The 16,082-nt window shown below is 64.6% G+C and carries 15 protein-coding genes; 3 read left to right on the top strand and 12 right to left on the bottom strand.

The annotated features are described in order from the left end of the window. Positions 1-157: 157 nt before the first annotated feature. From N6H05_RS14230 to scpC, 9 genes are all read right to left on the bottom strand, one after another. Positions 158-949 carry a LysR family transcriptional regulator gene (locus N6H05_RS14230; protein ID WP_284110084.1) on the bottom strand — a complete coding sequence of 264 codons (792 nt, stop codon included), beginning with the start codon at positions 947-949 and terminating at the stop codon, positions 158-160. Beyond that, positions 946-1,344 carry a Co2+/Mg2+ efflux facilitator ApaG/CorD gene (gene apaG / locus N6H05_RS14225; protein ID WP_284110083.1) on the bottom strand — a complete coding sequence of 133 codons (399 nt, stop codon included), beginning with the start codon at positions 1,342-1,344 and terminating at the stop codon, positions 946-948. The genes N6H05_RS14230 and apaG overlap by 4 nt, the downstream gene beginning before the upstream one ends. A gap of 32 nt (positions 1,345-1,376) precedes the next feature. Continuing rightward, positions 1,377-2,585, bottom strand: coding sequence for a trans-sulfuration enzyme family protein (locus tag N6H05_RS14220; RefSeq protein ID WP_284110081.1), 1,209 nt, complete (start codon positions 2,583-2,585; stop codon positions 1,377-1,379). Next, positions 2,582-3,580, bottom strand: coding sequence for a threonine dehydratase (locus N6H05_RS14215; protein WP_017502835.1), 999 nt, complete (start codon positions 3,578-3,580; stop codon positions 2,582-2,584). Before N6H05_RS14215 ends, N6H05_RS14220 begins: the two co-directional genes overlap by 4 nt. Positions 3,581-3,764: 184 nt before the next feature. Beyond that, complete coding sequence (locus N6H05_RS14210; protein ID WP_284110080.1) at positions 3,765-4,181, bottom strand: hypothetical protein; 417 nt, start codon at positions 4,179-4,181, stop codon at positions 3,765-3,767. Positions 4,182-4,266: 85 nt separating this feature from the next. Beyond that, positions 4,267-5,310: a 3-isopropylmalate dehydrogenase gene (gene leuB / locus N6H05_RS14205; protein WP_284110079.1), complete on the bottom strand. Its 1,044-nt coding sequence runs from the start codon at positions 5,308-5,310 to the stop codon at positions 4,267-4,269. A 120-nt stretch (positions 5,311-5,430) separates the two neighbouring features. Next, entirely contained in the window at positions 5,431-6,165 is a 735-nt protein-coding gene (recO, locus tag N6H05_RS14200) for a DNA repair protein RecO (RefSeq protein ID WP_284110078.1), read from the bottom strand. Positions 6,166-6,203: 38 nt separating this feature from the next. Then, the gene (locus N6H05_RS14195) at positions 6,204-7,184 is read right to left on the bottom strand and encodes a TerC family protein (RefSeq protein WP_284110077.1); all 981 of its coding nucleotides are present in this window, start codon (positions 7,182-7,184) and stop codon (positions 6,204-6,206) included. Positions 7,185-7,325: 141 nt separating this feature from the next. After that, positions 7,326-8,843 carry a succinyl-CoA:acetate CoA-transferase ScpC gene (gene scpC, locus N6H05_RS14190; protein ID WP_284110076.1) on the bottom strand — a complete coding sequence of 506 codons (1,518 nt, stop codon included), beginning with the start codon at positions 8,841-8,843 and terminating at the stop codon, positions 7,326-7,328. A gap of 116 nt (positions 8,844-8,959) precedes the next feature. Between scpC and N6H05_RS14185 the strand changes: the two genes are divergently transcribed. Then, the gene (locus N6H05_RS14185) at positions 8,960-9,847 is read left to right on the top strand and encodes a LysR family transcriptional regulator (protein ID WP_159366142.1); all 888 of its coding nucleotides are present in this window, start codon (positions 8,960-8,962) and stop codon (positions 9,845-9,847) included. Here N6H05_RS14185 and N6H05_RS14180 read toward each other — a convergent pair. The 3 genes from N6H05_RS14180 to uvrC all read right to left on the bottom strand — a co-directional run bounded on the left by N6H05_RS14180 (position 9,844) and on the right by uvrC (position 13,683). Then, positions 9,844-11,370 carry a methyl-accepting chemotaxis protein gene (locus N6H05_RS14180; protein WP_284110074.1) on the bottom strand — a complete coding sequence of 509 codons (1,527 nt, stop codon included), beginning with the start codon at positions 11,368-11,370 and terminating at the stop codon, positions 9,844-9,846. The genes N6H05_RS14185 and N6H05_RS14180 overlap by 4 nt on opposite strands. Beyond that, the gene (locus tag N6H05_RS14175) at positions 11,367-11,672 is read right to left on the bottom strand and encodes a hypothetical protein (RefSeq protein ID WP_284110073.1); all 306 of its coding nucleotides are present in this window, start codon (positions 11,670-11,672) and stop codon (positions 11,367-11,369) included. The genes N6H05_RS14180 and N6H05_RS14175 overlap by 4 nt, the downstream gene beginning before the upstream one ends. Before the next feature lie 97 nt (positions 11,673-11,769). Further along, the gene (uvrC, locus tag N6H05_RS14170) at positions 11,770-13,683 is read right to left on the bottom strand and encodes an excinuclease ABC subunit UvrC (RefSeq protein ID WP_037512030.1); all 1,914 of its coding nucleotides are present in this window, start codon (positions 13,681-13,683) and stop codon (positions 11,770-11,772) included. A gap of 242 nt (positions 13,684-13,925) precedes the next feature. Between uvrC and N6H05_RS14165 the strand changes: the two genes are divergently transcribed. Both N6H05_RS14165 and N6H05_RS14160 read left to right on the top strand, forming a co-directional pair. Then, positions 13,926-14,978: an NAD(P)-dependent alcohol dehydrogenase gene (locus N6H05_RS14165; protein ID WP_284110072.1), complete on the top strand. Its 1,053-nt coding sequence runs from the start codon at positions 13,926-13,928 to the stop codon at positions 14,976-14,978. A 142-nt stretch (positions 14,979-15,120) separates the two neighbouring features. Then, the gene (locus tag N6H05_RS14160) at positions 15,121-16,035 is read left to right on the top strand and encodes an HAD family hydrolase (protein WP_284110071.1); all 915 of its coding nucleotides are present in this window, start codon (positions 15,121-15,123) and stop codon (positions 16,033-16,035) included. Positions 16,036-16,082: the final 47 nt, after the last annotated feature.

The following is a 16,082-nucleotide window of genomic DNA, read 5'->3' as shown; positions in this document are numbered from 1 at the left end:
GGTGCCTGTCCTACACGCCGCCGATCCTCTATACATGCCCGAAGGGACATGAACGGAGCGCGTAACAATCCATCACCAGTTGGACATTTAATGTCGAAATGTGCGGGAAATATGCGCAGTTAAGCGGCCGAAATCCTATTTTCCCGGCCCCGCCGGATCAGGCTGTGAGCGCCTCGACCAGCGCCTTGACCTTCTTCTGGCGCCATTGCGGCAGCGGCGCGATCAGCCAGTAGCTGAGCATCGTCGGCAGGGCATCGCCCACCTTGCGCACCCGTCCATTCTCGATATCCGCCTGCGCCAGCAGCAGCGGCACGCTCGCCCGGCCAAAGCCGTTCGCCGCCGCCTCGATCGCAAGGCCCGCATCCGCCACCCGGATCGCGGCGGGCAGGTCGCCCGAGGGGCAGCCCGGCCATTCGATCCGCTGTTCCGGCCCGCCCGCCGCCGCTTCCACGGTGACGAAGGCGGTTTCGCCGATCTTGATCCCCTCATGCTCGCCCGCGCCATCGGTCAGGCGCAGCGCCAGATCCAGATTGGCCTCGGTAAAGTCCAGCGCCTCGTCGGCAGCAACCAGCGAGAAGGTCAGGCCGGGCTGGCCCGCAGCATAGGCGGCCAGACGCGATTGCAGCCATTTGGCGGTGATATCGCGCGGCGCGGCGATCGTCAGCGACGAACTGGACTGGCCAGCCTGCATCGCCCGCACCGCTTCCTCGAACTCCAGGAAACCAGCCCGTAGCGCTTCCAGCCCCGCCTCGGTCTCGGGCGTCAGTTCCAGCCCCTTGGGCGTGCGGCGAAACAGCACCACGCCCAACATATCCTCCAGCGCGCGGATCTGCTGGCCGACCGCCGCCGGCGTCACCGCCAGTTCGTCGGCCGCACGGGTGAAGGACAGGTGGCGTGCCGCTGCATCCAGCACGCGCAGGCCGTTGAGCGGCAAATGGGTCCGCTTCATTCGGCCACCGCCGGCGCGATCAGCGCGAAATGGGGGATGGTCACTTCAAACGTCTCGCCATTGGAACCGATCATCGTATAGGCGCCGCGCATCGACCCCGTCGCCGTGTTGAGCGGGCAGCCCGACACATAGTCATAGCTTTTGCCCGGTTGCACCACCGGTTGCTCCCCGATCACGCCTTCACCCTCCAATTCCTGCTGAATGCCCCGCCCATCGGTGATGATCCAGTGGCGGCTCAGCAGTTGCACCGGCTGTTCGCCCTGATTTTCAATCCGGATATGATAGGCCCAGAACCAGCGCCCCCGGTCCGGCTCCGACTGTTCGGGCAGAAAGGTCACGGCGACATGGACAATGATGTCCCGTGTCGTCGCGTGCAGGGGGAACAATGCGTTCATATCTCCCGCATGCGCCTCCCTGCCCGGTTCCGTCAACGCCCTATCGTCTTGAGCGCCTGGTCGAAGTCCGCGATCACATCGTCCGGATCTTCCAGGCCGACGTTCAGGCGCAGCATATCCTCGGTGATGCCGACTTCCAGCCGCGCCTCTTCGGCCATGCCGAAATGGGTGGTCGATGCCGGGTGGGTCATCAGCGAGCGTGAATCGCCGATATTGTTGCTGATATCGACCAGTTCCAGCGCATTGAGCAGGCCATGCGCCTCCGCCCGGCCGCCACCGACATAGAGCGAGAAGATCGGCCCGGCCGCATCCATCTGCTGCATCGCCAGCGCGTGCTGCGGGTGGCTCTCCAGCCCCGGATAATTGACCTTGGGCAGGCGGGTTTCCAGGAACTGGGCGACCTTGAGCGCATTCTCGCTCTGGCGGCGGATGCGCAGGTCCAGCGTCTCCAGCCCCTTCAGCACCACCCAGGCGTTGAACGCGCTGAGCGTCGGGCCGGTGTTGCGGTGGAAGGGCAGCAGCACATTGTCGATCCAGTCGCGGCTGCCACAGATGGCGCCGGCCAGCACGCGGCCCTGCCCGTCCATCATCTTGGTCGCGCTATAGGCGACGACATCGGCGCCGAACTCCATCGGCCGCTGCAGCGCGGGCGAGGCGAAGGCGTTGTCGACGACGGTGGTGATGCCGCGGGCCTTGGCGATCGCGCAGACGGCGGCGATGTCGACCACGTCCATGGTCGGGTTGGCCGGCGTCTCGAAGAAGAAGACCTTGGTATTGGCCTGTGCCGCCGCTTCCCAGGCCGCAACGTCGCTGCCGTCGATCGTCGTCGTCGCGATGCCGAACTTGGGCAGCAGCGTGTCGACCAGCCAGCGGCACGAGCCAAAGGCCGCCTTGGCCGCGACGACATGGTCGCCGGCCGACAGCTGGCACAGCAGGGCGGCGGTCATCGCCGCCATGCCGGTCGCAGTCGCGCGACAGGCTTCGGCGCCTTCCAGCAGGGCGATCCGCTGCTCCAGCATCTCGACAGTCGGGTTCTGCAGCCGGCTATAGGTCATGCCCTGCTGTTCACCGGCGAAGCGCGCGGCGGCATCCTCGGCCCGGTCATAGCAATAGCCGCTGGACAGGAACAGGGCCTCGGACGTCTCGCCATATTCGGTGCGCGCGGTGCCGCCCCGGATGGCCAGTGTCGCCGGCTTCCAGTTCTTGGTGATCTCAGGGTTCTGCCCGCTCTTCCGCTTCATATCGCCTTCCGCATATCCGTCGTGACGCGCGGCGTTTCGCCGCCCAATATCTGTGCCATCTGGCTCATGTCGCCATTACCGCCCGAGAGGATAACCGCAACCTTCTTGCCGCGCATCTGCTCCTTTTCCTGGATCAGCGCGGCCAGCGCCACCGCACCGGCGCCCTCGGCCAGATTATGGGTGTCCTGCCAATAGATGCGGATGGCGTCGGCCACCTCGTCATCGGTGACGCCGACGAAGCGATCGGCGCGCGGCCCGAAATAGTCGAGCGCGGCCTGGACCGGGGTGCAGACGGCAACGCCATCGGCAAAGGTATAGGCGGTCGGGCTGGTCAGCAATTGCCCTGCCTCGAACGAGCGCTTGGCGGCATCGACATGGGCGGACACGACGCCGACGACCTTGGTCTTGAGGCCCAGCGCATCCCTTGCCGCGATCGTGGCGCACAGGCCCGATCCGCAACCGACGGGGACATAGACAGTGTCGAGGTCCGGCACCGCATCGAACAGTTCCAGCCCATAGCTGGCGACACCGCGCACCAGTTGTTCATGATAGGCCGGGACCATGAACAGTCCCTGCTCGGCGGCCAGGCGCACCGCCTCCGCCTTGGCGCTGTCGAAATCATGGCCATGTTCGATCAGGGTCGCGCCGAATGCGCGCATCGCCGCATTCTTTTCCAGCGCATTGCCGTGGGGAACGACGATCGTCGCCTGAAGACCGGCGGCGCGGGCCGCGCGCACCTGCGCCTGGCCATGATTGCCGCGGGTCGCGGTGATGATGCCCGTCACCTCGGGATGGGTGCGGCGCAGCCAGTCGATATAGGTGATGGCGCCGCGCACCTTGAAAGCGCCGGTCGGCGTGTGGTTCTCATGCTTGACCCAGGTTTCAACGCCGATCCGCCCGGCCAGCAGCGGCCAGGCATATTGCGGGGTCGGCGGCACCTGGTCATGAACCATGGCGGCGGCGGCACGAAGGCTGGGCAGGGAAAAGTCGTCCATGCCGCTGCCTAGCCGGCGCGTGGAACAGCCGACAGGACCGATATGCGCGAATTGGCCCCCTAGAGCCTGATCGTTTGAGGCGGAAGCGCCTTGCGCTTCCACCGATAGCGTGAATCAGGCTCTATTCTTGGATGCTAGACCTTGATTCACGCTTCAGGCAGATTCAGCCTGAAGCGATCAAGGTCTAGGCGGCCCTGCGCACCCTGCCCTCGATCAGCGGATGCAGATGCGCCTCTTCCCACTCCATATGGTCGTAGAGCATGTCCTGCAGCCCCAAGGTGCCCCGGCGATAGCCATCCCAGTCAGCCATGATCTGGGCCGGGGTCCATTGCTTGATATGATCGCTGTAGCGCAGGAACAGGGCCACCATGGTGCGGCCATGCTGATGCACGATCGGCTCGGCTTCCATCGCCAGCGGCCCCTGGCGCAAGCCCCGCGCCAGCATATCCTCACGCCCCATATGGTCGCGGAACAACTGGGCGAAGCGGATGCGCCAGCGGGTCAGAAGTGCCATGTCGCGGACGTCATCGTCCATCATGCTGGCAAAATCCCGCATCATGCCCCGCAGGGCATGATGGTCTTCAATCAGTTCAGTCGGCATTTGCGTCCCCATTCTCCGATCATATCGACCGGAAACGAAGAAACTTTACGTTCGCGTCATGCAAATGCGACGAACCGAAGCGGAATTAAAGCGCAGCAAGAACCGCGTCGCCCATCTCCACCGTGTTCATCGTGCCGCCCAGATCCGGCGAACGGGCGCCGTCGGCGAGAGCCTTGGCCACCGCCGCCTCGATCCGGTCGGCCGGTTCGGGCAGGTTCAGCGAGTAACGCAGCATCATCGCCGCCGACAGGATGGTCGCCAGCGGATTGGCCTTGCCCTGGCCAGCAATGTCGGGCGCCGAACCATGGATCGGTTCATAGAGGCCCTGGCCGCTACCGTTGAGCGTCGCCGATGCCAGCATGCCGATCGAGCCCACGCACATGCTCGCCTGATCCGACAGGATATCGCCGAACATGTTGCCGGTGACGATCACGTCGAACTGACCGGGGTTGCGGACCAGCTGCATCGCGGCATTATCGACATACATGTGGGTCAACGCGACGTCGGGATATTCGGCCGACACCTCGATCACCACGTCACGCCACAACTGGCTGGTTTCCAGCACATTGGCCTTGTCGACCGAGCAGAGCTTCCCGCGACGGGCACGCGCCGCCTGGAAGCCGGTATGGGCGATGCGGCGCACCTCGGCCTCGTTATAGGACATGATGTCATAGCCTTCGCGCAGGCCATCGGCGGTGGTGCGCATGCCCTTCTCGCCGAAATAGACGTCGCCATTGGTTTCGCGCACGATCAGCAGGTCGATCGAGCCGGCCACTTCGGGCTTCAGCGCGCTTTCATGCGCAAGTTCGGGGAAGACCTTGGCCGGGCGCAGGTTGGAGAAGAGACCCAGTTCCTTGCGCAGGCCCAAGATCGCCTGTTCCGGGCGCAGATGGCGTTCCAGCGAGTCGCAGTCGGGGTCGCCGACCGCGCCGAACAGGATGGCCTCGGCGCGCTTGGCGATATCCAGCGTCTCGGGCGGCAGCGGATGGCCGACCGCCTTATAGGCCGAACCGCCGACCAGACCCTCTTCATAGGTGAGGCCGTCGATCGCCAGCGCATCAAGCACGCGCTTCGCCTGCGCGACGATCTCGGGGCCGATACCATCTCCAGGGAACAGGGCGATCAACATGGGAAACCTCTTTCTAAATCTCTGCCGGCACGGTTCCGCGAAAGAAAATGGCCGCCGCTGCCCGGCGGGCGAACGGAGAATGCGGAAACGGCGCGCCCGCCCTTGCAAAAACTGCGCGCGTTACGCAACCGCTCTTTTCAGCCGATCGACCAGTCTTTCGCGCGCGGCCAGCACATCGGCCCGCCTTTCGGTCAGCACGGACCGCTCCAGGAAGAAGCCGGTCAGGCGCAATCCATCCATGATCTGCGGCCAGTCTCCGGCCCCACCCTGTAACAGGAAAGGCGGCAGCGGCAGCAGGCGCGCCTCATAGCCCTCCGCCCCGGCCCGACTGACCGCCGCCGCGCTGCGCGGGCTGACAAAGGCCAGGTCGTCGGCTGTGCCGGTCGCGGCGCAACGGCTGAGGTCGAGGCCAAAGCCCAGTTCCGCCAGCAACAGCAATTCGTAGCGGACCAAAGCCGCCGCCCAGCCCCGCGCCGCCGGCGCCGCCTCGACTGCGCCGAGCACGCCATCGAGCGCTTCGTAGAGCGTTGGATAGGGCGTGCCCTCCGGCAAAGCAGCCGCCGTCAACGCGCAGGCCCAGTCGATCGCTGCCGCCGGCAATGGCTCGCCCAGCAGGGGTGCGCGGCTATGCTCCAGTTCGACGGTCAGGCTGGCCAGTTGATCCTCGGTGCGAGCGCGAAACTCGGCCTTCACCGCATTGCCCGGCAGCAGCACCGGACGCAGCGCCCGCGACCGCCCGCCGCGCACATAGCCGGCGACCAGCCCATGGTCGGGCGTCAGCAGCCGCGCGAGCGCGCCATGTTCGCCATGGGCGCGCAGCGCGCAGACGATGCCGGATGTGATGAGGACGGGCATGGCGCCTTCCTATCGACGATCCGGCATTCGTGCCAAATCTAATGTTGCGGCTGCGCCTCGCCACGGGTGCGCCACAGCGACAGGCCGATGCCCGCGCCCAATACCCCGGCCGTCACCAGCAGGGAAAAGGCCGGCGGGATCTTCTCCAGCCCCAGCGCATCGGCCAGGAAGATCTTGGCGCCGATGAAGATCAGCACCACCGACAGCGCATATTTGAGATAATGGAATCGGTGGACCGCCGCCGCCAGCGCGAAATAGAGCGCGCGCAGGCCCAGGATCGCGAAGATATTGGAGGTATAGACCAGATAGGGATCGGTGGTGATGGCGAAGATCGCCGGCACAGAATCCACCGCGAAGATGACGTCGGCAATCTCGATCATCACCAGCGCCAGGAACAGCGGCGTCGCATGGAGCAGCGGCTTGCCGCCCGGTTCGGCCGGCTGGCGCACGAAGAAATGATCGCCCTCCACCCGCTCGGTCACGCGCATGTGACGGCGCAGGAAACCGAGCAGCCGGTTCCCCTCCATCGTCTGTTCCTTGCCCACCGTCCACAGCATGCGGATGCCGGTGAAGATCAGGATCGCCGCGAAGACATAGAGCGCCCAGGAGACATTCTGGACCAGCGCCGCGCCCAGCCCGATCATGATCGCGCGCAGGACGATGACGCCGATGATGCCCCAGAACAGCACCTCATGCTGATAGCGGCGCGGCACATGGAAGAAGGAGAAGATCATCGCGATGACGAAGACATTGTCGAGCGCCAGCGATTTTTCGACGACGAAACCGGTCAGATAGGCGACCGCCGCCTCCTGCCCCATCTGCCAGGCGATCCAGCCGCCAAAGGCCAGACCAATGGCGACGTAGAAGCCGGCCAGCTTCACGCTCTCGCGCACGCCGATCTCGCGCTGCTTGCGATGCAGCACGCCCAGATCCAGCGCCAGCAGCGCGATGATGATCGTCAGGAAGAGCGCCCACATCCAGATGGGCTTGTCGAGAAAGTCGGTCGTCAGGAAATCCATGATGGGTCCGTGCTGCAAAGATGCAGGTCAAGCGGACGGCATGGCTCCCGGTTCCCTCAGCGGGAATATGTCGGAAAGCGGCAATCGAACAGCAATGATCTATGGCCCGGCGCAGGTCAGGCTGCGCCGGGCCATTTATGATCAGCCCGGCATCATCGTGCCGGTATCGATGAAGCGCTGGTGCCAGGCGAAGGCCTCGGCCGGCAGCATCGGCGACTGCAGGCCATAGCTGCCCTGCATCGCCCGCCTGAAATAATCCTTCAGCATCGGACGATAATCGGGATGGGCGCAATTGTTGATGATCAGTTCCGCCCGCTGGCGCGGCGCCAGCCCGCGCAGGTCGGCCAACCCCTGTTCGGTGACGATCACCTGCACGTCCTGATTGATATGGTCGACATGACTCGCGTGCGGCACGATCGCCGAAATCTTGCCCTGCTTGGCGGTCGAGGGCGTCATGAAGATCGACAGATAGGCGTTGCGGGCAAAGTCACCCGATCCGCCGATGCCGTTCTGGATGCGCGATCCCATGACATGGGTGGAGTTCACATTGCCGTAAATATCCGCCTCGATGAGGCCGTTCATGGCGATGCAGCCCAGGCGGCGGACCAGTTCGGGATGGTTACTGATTTCCTGCGGGCGCAGGATCATCTTGTTGCGGAAGCGGGCCATGTCGGCATTGAGCCGCGCCGCTGCCTCGGGGCTGAGCGAAAAGGCGGTGGCGCTCGCCATGCGCAGCTTGCCGGATTCCAGCAGGTCGAGCATGCCGTCCTGAATGACCTCCGTATAGGAGACCATATTGTCGAACGGCGCGTCGATCAGGCCGGTCAGCACGGCATTGGCGATATTGCCGACGCCCGATTGGAGCGGCAGCAGCGACGCCGGGATGCGGCCCATCTTCACTTCATGGCCGAGGAATTCGAGCAGATGGCCGGCAATCGACCGCGCACTGTCATCGGGCGGGGTGAAGGGCGCATTGCGATCCGGCGAGTCGGTTTCGACCACGGCGATGACCTTGTCGGGATCAACCCGGAAATAGGGTTCGCCGATGCGATCGTCCGCGCGGGTCAGCGGGATCGGCACGCGGCTGGGCGGCAATGCCGTGCCGTAATAAATATCGTGCATCCCTTCGAGCGCGGCATTCTGCCAGCTATTGACCTCCAGGATCACACCCTTGGCGCGATCGAGCCAGGTCTTGTTGTTGCCGACCGAGGCGGACGGGATCAGCAGGCCGTCGGGTGTGATGCCGGTCACTTGGACCACGGCGACATCCAGTTCGCCCAGGAAGCCCTGCCACGCCATCGGCGCGACCTGACTCAGATGCATGTCGAAATATTGCATCTCACCGCGGTTGATCCGCTCGCGGGCAATCGGATCGCTATTATAGGGCAGGCGAAATTCGATGCCGTCGGCCTTGGCCAAGGCACCGTCCAGTTCCGGCCCGGTCGACGCGCCGGTCCACACCTTGACCCGGAACGGATCACCAGCGGAATGGGCGGCGGTGATCCGGTCGGCCAGCGCCAACGGGACCGCCTTGGGATAGCCTGATCCGGTAAAGCCACTCATGCCCACGGTCATGCCGTCGGCAATCAGGTCAGCCGCGTCCTGCGCGCTCCGCCTCTTTGCCGCGAAACCTGCATGACCGATACGATCCGATGCCATCCTCTCGTCTCCATTAAATGTCTGGCTGACGTCCTTGCGCCGGCGCTTAGGTCTGGCTTTTCCGTTCTCCGCACAATAGGGATTCCCGGCACAATATCTGTGCAGGACATGTTCAAATGAGCGACCTGCTTCTTTCGATCCGCACCTTCATACGGCTATGCGAAAAGCCCAGCTTCACGCGCGTCGCTGCCGAGATGCATGCGAGCCACACCACCATAGCGCGACGGCTCGATCAGGTGGAAGCCCATTTTGGTACCGTGCTGTTTCATCGCACCACGCGCCGGCTGGTCCCGACGCCCGAAGCCGACCAGTTGCTGGTCCACGCCCGCACGCTGGTCGATGCACTGGAAGTGGCCGAACAGGAATTGCGGCCGGTCCAGGGCGATGTCAGTGGCACGGTGCGGATCGGCGTCACGACCGCGCTGGGCCTCTATTATCTGGGCCTGCTGAGCCTGCTGAGCGATCAGCATCCCGGCCTGCGGATCGACATGGCGATGACCGACTGGCAACGCGATCTGGTCCAGGACCGGCTCGATCTGGCCCTGCGCGTCGGCCCGGTCGGGGACGATATGCTGGTCGTCCATCGGCTCGGTGCCCTGCCCCGCATGCTGGTCGCCCATCCCGACTATGTCGCCCGCCATGGCCTGCCAACCAGCGCGGACGATCTGCCGAGCCATCGCTGCATCGCCTATGGCTATGGCGACCTGCCCGCCAAATGGACCGTGGACGGCCGCGACCAGTTGATCAGCGGCCCGTTCCGCAGCGACAATAGCGAGGCTGTGCATCGCGCCGCGCTCGCCGGCCTCGGCATCGCGATGCTGCCCGCCGTGCGGGTGGCCGACGATCTGGAGGCGGGGCGCCTCGTGCGCGTCCTTCCCGCCAGCCAGATCGACCCGATCGACATTTTGGCGGTGCATCCCGCGCTGAAGCGCCTGCCCGCCCGCGCCAGGCTGGTGCTCGATTTCCTGAAGGCGAATTTTCCCGGCGACCCGCCCCAGCGCTAAGCGGCGCGCAGTTCTTCCAGCACGTTACGCACCGTTTCCTGCAATTCCTGCGAGCGACTGGACAAAGCGGTGGCCGCCGCGTCGGTCTCGCCCATGGCCGATTGCGCCTCTGCCAGCGCCAGGCTGAGCGCTTCGGCCTGGGACGCCGCTTCGGCGATATGGCGGGCCATCTCCTCGGTCGCCGCCGCGATCTCGCCGGTAGCACGGATTTGTTCCGCCACTTCATCGACGATGCCGGCAGTCGATCGGTCGATCGTATCGGCCGATTGGGTCGCGACATCGATCGCGCCCGACACGCTGTCGGCAGCACGGCGAATATCCTGCAGATATATATCGATCTGGCGGGTCGCCTCGGCCGTCTGCGCGGCGAGGCTCTTCATCTCCGATGCCACGACGGCAAAGCCGCGCACCTCGTTACCGCTCCGTGCCGCCTCGATCCCGGCATTGAGCGACAGGGTCCGGCTCTGCGCCGCGATCTGGGAAATCAGCGCGACGATCGAACTGGCGGAATCGACCGTCGCCGACAATATGTCGACCTCCGGCGTCAGTGCGCGGGTCGCCATCGCGCCGCGCAGCGCATTGTCGCGGGTATGGCTGGCGCTGCCGCCCACCCCACTGATCGACGTCGCCAGCCTCTCGGTATCCTGCGCCACGGCACGAACGTCGCCATCGGCGCGGGCATGGGCCTTGCGCAATTCGGCCGAACGCTGGGTCGTGCGGTCGAGCAGATCGAACAGCCATTGCTTGCTGGCCGACAATTGCCCGGCCAGCTGCGCCAGATCGCCGACCACCGCACCCAACCGCGCCTCCAGCGCATCGGCCACCAGTCGACGCCGCTCGCTTGCCTCTTCGGCCCGTCGCGCCGCTTCCTCGATCCCGCGCTGCCGCGTCGCGATCGCCTGCGCCCGTTCCAGTTCGGCCAGCGCGACCTCGGCCCGCTCCTTCGCCGCGTCGGCTTCCTTGCGCAGACCTTCGCTCCGCTGTCGCTCCTCGGTCTGCAGACGGATAGTCTGGGTCAGCAGCGTCACGATCCACCACAGCATCAAGGTCTGGATCACCACGATCAGCGCATGCACCAGCACCCGCGGCAGATCGCCCTCGCTGGCGAACACCCAGGCGGGATAGCTATAGTTGAGGATCAGATGATGGAGCGCGGTCACGCCGGCCGCGACCAGCAACGCCCGCCGATCGAGCAGCACGGTCTGCGCTGCCAGCGCCGCAAAGAAGCCCATATGCATGTCCATCTGCCAGCCATGACCGCGCAGCAGGAAGACATAGAGCGCCGGGATCGCCACCGATGTGACGGCCAGGGTCATGCGCGCCGGCGCCGAAATATCGCGTCGCCGCACCATATGGGTCGGCAGCAACGCCAGCAGCGCGGCCGCCAGCGCGCCGACTTCCGCGTCAGGAGACTTGAGCAGCCAACCGATCAGCATCAGCGCCGGCACATTCAGCCAGAATAGCCACATCAGCATGCGCGCACCGGCAAGGCGAATGCTTTCCATCGGGCGTTCGACGTTCATGCCCGCCCTTCCTTGCCAGCACAGAGGAAATCGGGCGCCGCCAGCAGCAATACGCCGCGGGCCAGCATCGGCCAGGCCAGGCGATCGCGATCGCCGCGCACCACCAATGCCCCCTCCAACTGCCCCTTGCCGACCGGGATCGCGCCGACCGCAATCAACCCCGCCGCCAATCCATGGCCACTAGCCGTCGTCAGGGGAATGGCGAGCATGTCGCCCCGCGCCGGCGGCGCCAGAACGCCCGCCATCATCAGAAAAGCGACCGTCGCCAGTTGCGCAGCCGCAAGCCCCCACTTGTTCCCCACTTTTGTCTCCCCCGCCCATCGGCTGGGGAAACATCACCACCAATTGTTAACGCGACACTTATGAGCCAGCAAAAATCATTGCGGAAACGTCACATTTTTAACCATGGAAATAATCATAGACCTGTTGGGCGACCGCTTTCGACACGCCCGGTGCCCGTTGCAAATCCTCCAGCGCGGCGTCACGCACCGCCCGCGCCGTACCGAAATGCATCAAAAGCGCCTTTTTCCGGGCCGGGCCGATGCCAGGCACCTCGTCCAGCGACGAAACGGTGATCGCCTTGCTGCGCTTCGCCCGATGCGCGCCGATGGCAAAGCGGTGCGCTTCATCGCGCAGGCGCTGCATGTAGAAGAGCAGCGGATGGTTGATCGGAAAACTGACTTCCCGACCATCCATCAGGTGGAAGACCTCGCGCCCGTCGCGGCCATGATGCGGCCCCTTGGCGATGCCGATCATGCAGACATCCTCGATGCCCATATCCTCCAGCATCGCCCGCGCCGCCGACAATTGCCCCTTGCCGCCGTCGATCAGCACCAGATCGGGCCATTCTCCGCCGTCGCGATCAGGGTCTTCACGCGCCGCCCGGCCGAAGCGCCGCTCGAACATCTCGCGCATCATCGCGAAATCGTCGTTCGAGATGTCCGGGTTCTTCATGTTGAACTTGCGATAGGCGTTTTTGCGGAAGCCCTCCGGACCGGCGACCACCATCGCCCCCAGTGCATGGGCGCCCTGGATATGGCTGTTGTCGTAAATCTCGATCCGATCGGGCACGCCGTCCAGCCCGAAAGCCTCGACCATCTCGTCCAATATCTTGGCCTGGGTCGTGGTCTCGGCCAGACGCCGGTCGAGCGCCTCCACGGCATTGCGCTGCGCCTGCTTGATCAGGCGCGTGCGCTCGCCGCGCTGGGGCACCTCGATCCGCACCTTGCTGCCCAGCCTTTCGCTCAGCGCCAGCGCCATCAGCTCGCACTCGGCCGGTTCACGGTCCGTCAGGATCAGCTTGGGCGGCGGCACTTCCTCGTAGAATTGCGCCATGAAGCTTTCCAGCACCTCTTCGGTCGCCACGTCATTGGTGTGGACCGGGAAGAAGCTGCGATGTCCCCAATTCTGGCCACCGCGGATGAAGAAGGCCTGGATGCACATCGATCCGCCCTTCTCCGCCAATGCGAAGATGTCGGCATCGCCCAGCCCCTCCGCATTGATCGCCTGCGATCCCTGGATGAAGGTCAGCGCCTTCAGTCGGTCGCGGATCATCGCCGCCTGTTCGAAATCCAGCGCCTCGGCGGCGGCCTCCATCGCCGCGCCCAGCTTCTGCTGCACCGCGGTCGACTTGCCACCCAGGAAATCCTGCGCGTCCTGCACCAGTTCGGCATAGCCGGCCGTATCAATGCGATCGACGCAGGGCGCCGAACAGCGCTTGATCTGATACAACAGGCAGGGCCGCGAACGATTGGCGAAGAAGCTGTCGGTACAGGACCGCAGCAGGAACAGCTTCTGGAGTGCGTTGATCGTCCGCGTCACCGATCCGGCGCTGGCGAAGGGGCCATAATAGCGCCCCTTATATTTGCGCGCGCCGCGATGCTTCTGCACGCGGGGAAAATCATGATCCTCGCGCAACAGGATGAAGGGGAAGCTTTTGTCGTCGCGCAGCAGGACATTATAGGGCGGGCGGTAGCGCTTGATGAGCTGCGCCTCCAGCAGCAGCGCTTCGGCCTCGCTGTTGGTGGTGACGATCGTCATGCTGCGCGTCTGCGCCACCATGCGCCGCAGCCGGTTCGGCAGCCGGTCGACCTGGGTATAGTTGGCCACCCGGTTCTTCAGCGCCCGCGCCTTGCCGACATAAAGAACATCGCCGCGCGCATCCTGCATCCGATAGACGCCGGGCCGGGTCGGCAGCGTCTTCAGCGTCGTGCGGATCGCCTCCACGCCCGCATCGATGTCGGGCTGGCTACCGGTGACGGTATAGGTCGCCTTGTCTTCGTTGAAACGGTCGGGGGATTGCGGCTGCGACATGGCCGCAGAGATAGCGGCACCGGCGCGGATCGCAATGGCGGTGTGGAACAAAGGGCGGCCAACATCGCCATTCATGATTGCCATTCATGGCTGTGTTACCGAAAGCCGGCCTAATCAACAGCCTGTCGACTTCCTACATGGGACAGGCGCAGGTCATCCCCTGGCTCGCGCCCATCCAAGAATAGCAGCGGAGGGGCATATCTGCCCTGCACACCGCGAACCTCAAGCAAAGGGACATCCCCATGGCCACCAAAGCCTATGGCGCCAACGCCGCCGACAAGCCGCTCGAAGCCCTCGACATCGAACGCCGCGCCGTCGGCCCGCATGATGTCGCGATCGATATCGCCTATTGCGGCGTCTGCCATTCGGACCTGCACCAGGTCCGTTCCGAATGGGACGGCACCCTCTATCCCTGCGTTCCCGGCCATGAGATCGTCGGCCATGTGACTGCGGTCGGCGATCATGTCAGCGCCTTCAAGGTAGGCGACACGGTCGGCGTCGGCTGCATGGTCGATAGCTGCCAGGGCTGCGCCTCCTGCGACGAGGGGCTGGAGCAATATTGCGAGAGCGGCTTTGTCGGCACCTATAACGGCAAGACTGATGATGCGCCGGGCCACACGCTGGGCGGCTATTCGCAGAATATCGTGGTGAAGGACAAGTTCGTCCTGAAGATCAGCCACCCCGCCGATCAACTCGCCGCCGTGGCGCCGCTGCTGTGCGCCGGCATCACTACCTACTCACCGCTGCGCCACTGGAAGGTCGGGCCAGGCCAGAAGGTCGGCATCGTCGGCATTGGCGGCCTGGGCCATATGGGCATCAAGCTGGCCCATGCCATGGGCGCCAAGGTGGTCGCCTTCACCACCTCGGAATCCAAGCGCCAGGATGCGCTGGACCTGGGCGCCGACGAAGTCGTCGTCTCGCGCAATGCCGAAGAGATGCAGGCCCATGCCAACAGCTTCGACTTCATCCTGAATACGGTCGCGGCAAGCCATAATCTCGACGCCTTCACCACCCTGCTGAAGCGCAACGGGACGATGACGCTGGTCGGCGTGCCCGAGCATGCCCACCCCTCGCCCAATGTCGGCGCGCTGATCTTCAAGCGCCGCAGCATTGCCGGCTCGCTGATCGGTGGTATCGCCGAAACGCAGGAGATGCTCGACTTCTGTGCTGAAAAGGGCATCGTCGCCGATATCGAGATGATCCGCATCCAGGACATCGAAGACGCCTACGCTCGCATGCAGAAGAGCGACGTCAAATATCGTTTCGTGATCGACAACGCCACGCTGGCCGCCTGATCGTCAGGCAAAGGGGCGAATGGCCAGCCGCCATTCGCCCCGACTGCGGGCCATGCCCGTCTCTTTCCGGGGGAAACCCCGATTGCTCCCGCTCTGCCGTCCCGGTCCAATCACCGGACGTCCAAGCGCGAAGGAGCCAGTCATGCCCGATCCCCTGCCGTCCTGGAATGACGGACCTGCCAAGGCTGCGATCCTGGATTTCGTCGCCCGCGTGACCGGCTCGGGACCGGAGCACGTCCCCGCCCCGCAGCGCATCGCCACCTTCGACAATGACGGCACGCTCTGGGCCGAACAGCCACTTCAGACCCAGTTCCTGTTCAGCCGCATGCTGCGCGCAAAGCTGATCGCACAGGAACCGGAACTGGCGCAGCAACAGCCTTTCAAGGCCTATGTCGAGCAGAACATGCCGGCGATGAAGGCATTCGGGAAGCTAGGGCTGCTGGAGGTTGCCGCCCGTGAGCATGCGGGTGCGACCGAAGACGAATTTGACAGGATCGCACGCGACTGGCTCGCCACCGCACATCACCCCCTGCTCGACCGCCTCTTCACCCGATGCGTCTATCGCCCGCAGATCGAATTGCTCGATTTTCTACGCGCCCATGATTTCAAGACCTATATCGTCTCGGGCGGCGGGCTCGACCTGATGCGCGCCTTCGCCGAAGAGGTTTATGGCATTCCGCCCGAACAGGTGATCGGCTCCAGCCTTCGCACGCGGTTCGAAATCGACGGTGATGGCGTCGCGCAGCTTGTCAAGCTGCCCGAACTCCACTGTTTCGACGACCGCGAGGCCAAACCGCAGAATATCGCCCTTCACATCGGCCGTCGCCCGATCCTTGCCTTCGGCAATTCGGACGGCGACCTGGCCATGCTCCGCTATGTGAAGACCGGACCGGGGCCACGACTGGCTCTGCTGCTGCATCATGACGATGCCGTTCGGGAATTTGCCTATGATCGGGATTTCTTCCTGAGCCCCCTAGCCGAGGCGCTGGACAAGGCCGTGGATTATGGCCTTACCCTGGTCAGCATGAAACAGGACTGGAACAGCATCTTCGTCTGATCCGCGGACCGCGCCACCTTCAAACAACCGGCCGTGGCGCTCCCCAG

Source organism: Sphingobium sp. WTD-1, from assembly GCF_030128825.1.
Taxonomy (GTDB): Bacteria; Pseudomonadota; Alphaproteobacteria; order Sphingomonadales; family Sphingomonadaceae; genus Sphingobium.
The sequence above is the reverse complement of the archived record's forward strand: the minus strand, read 5'-3'. Positions and strand labels throughout refer to the sequence as shown.